The sequence below is a fragment of the Schnuerera sp. genome (assembly GCF_035459645.1).
GTDB lineage: Bacteria > Bacillota > Clostridia > Tissierellales > Tepidimicrobiaceae > Schnuerera.
The window spans coordinates 1-1523 of sequence record NZ_DATHXO010000504.1 but is presented as its reverse complement, the minus strand read 5'-3'; the positions used below and the strand labels follow the sequence as shown (position 1 = coordinate 1523).

1 protein-coding gene is annotated in these 1523 nt (G+C 28.0%); it reads right to left on the bottom strand.

What is annotated here, in order from left to right; all coding sequences use genetic code 11:
* Nucleotides 1-348: 348 nt before the first annotated feature.
* Nucleotides 349-1523 (bottom strand): circularly permuted type 2 ATP-grasp protein (locus tag VK998_RS11765; RefSeq protein WP_325228555.1); only part of this gene is annotated, 1175 nt, incomplete at its 5' end.

Below are 1523 nucleotides of genomic sequence, written 5' to 3'. Positions count from 1 at the left end.
ATAAAAATCTTTAAATCTTTTATCTTTTCCTCGTTTGCTTCCCAATCAAATGCAAACTCCATATAACACCCTCCTTTTGCCATAATTTAAAGAAGTAAATTGAAGCCTAAATGTTTAAATAATTAAAGTTTTACAAATATTTATCCTAAAAATATCGCATTTGTATAAAATAACATTTTATATATAATAACCTTAAAATACTACTAATTCAATGTTATTTTATTTGTTTATATTTGTCAATGTTAATAATGCCTAAGATAAAAAATAACAAATCGACCTAAATTTTACTAGACTTGAATCGTCTATTAGGTCGATTTGTTATAAATCTTTTAATCATTAAAATCTTGTTTATTCAATTAATATATTAGGTATGCTAAAATATCCCTCTCTCCCAAATATAATATTTTCTCTACTTATTCGAGTATAAACTCCTGCAAACCTCCCATTATACATATATACACCTATATTAAGCTTAAAATCTCTAACTTTAAGTTCCCCATCTTCAAATTGAACAAAGGGTCTGGTATAAGGATCTATAAATTCTTGAAAAAGATAATCTTTGTTCCAACATTTAGTCAATACCTTTTCCCATTTCTCATAGGAAAAATCTCTACCAGCATTAACTCCTTGAGAAGCAAAGGAATCTATTGGCTTTATTATATATTGGTCTTTATTGTTTAAAACTTTTTCAAATATCCTTTCATCTCCACCAAATTCTTCCGTAATAGGTATATGATTTTCTACAAGTTGTCTTTCTTCTTCCGATAGAAAGGATAAGGTCTCTTCATCATGTAATATTTTAAATATAATCTTATTATGCATTATTTGGGACCTTAAAGAACCTATTACACAAACTGCTCCTTCTTTATAAGCTTCTATCAAATCAGGTATTTCCTCAGCCTTCTCAATAAATTCTACTGTTACTATCCTTCTGTAGATAAGGTCTATTCTCATATCTTCATAATATAATTTTCCATCTTTATACTTTAAATCCCTTGGATCTGCAATTACCGCATTATATCCTTTTTTAATATAGGCCTTTTTAAATGTTTCAAACTCAGCTGTTATTCCAGTTTCTGTGAAATCAACAATGGCTATATTGGGTTTATCCACTTTTTTATTAAATTTACTATATGTTTTTAAGCTTTCATCAACCCAACTATCGATTAATTCAAAATAGGAAATATTATATTTTTCCTTCATTATTTTCATAGATTCTGTTTCTAAAAGTATATTGGAAAAAATATTGTCTTCATTCATCCCAGAGGTGCCATCTGTATTTACCTCTATAAACTTAAATATATCCTCTCCCCCATAAAAAAGGTCAAACCTTCCTATGGGGATATTTGTATCATAACCTGGATCTGTCAATATAAGTTCTTCTAGCAACTTTGGATATTTGAATTTCTTTCTATACTCTGACGACTCCAGATACTTTTTTGTTACTTTATTAGCTATAGACATTAAAGTTCTTCCTATCCTATTAAAAGTTTCTATATCCTCTTCAGTAAAAAACATTGGCT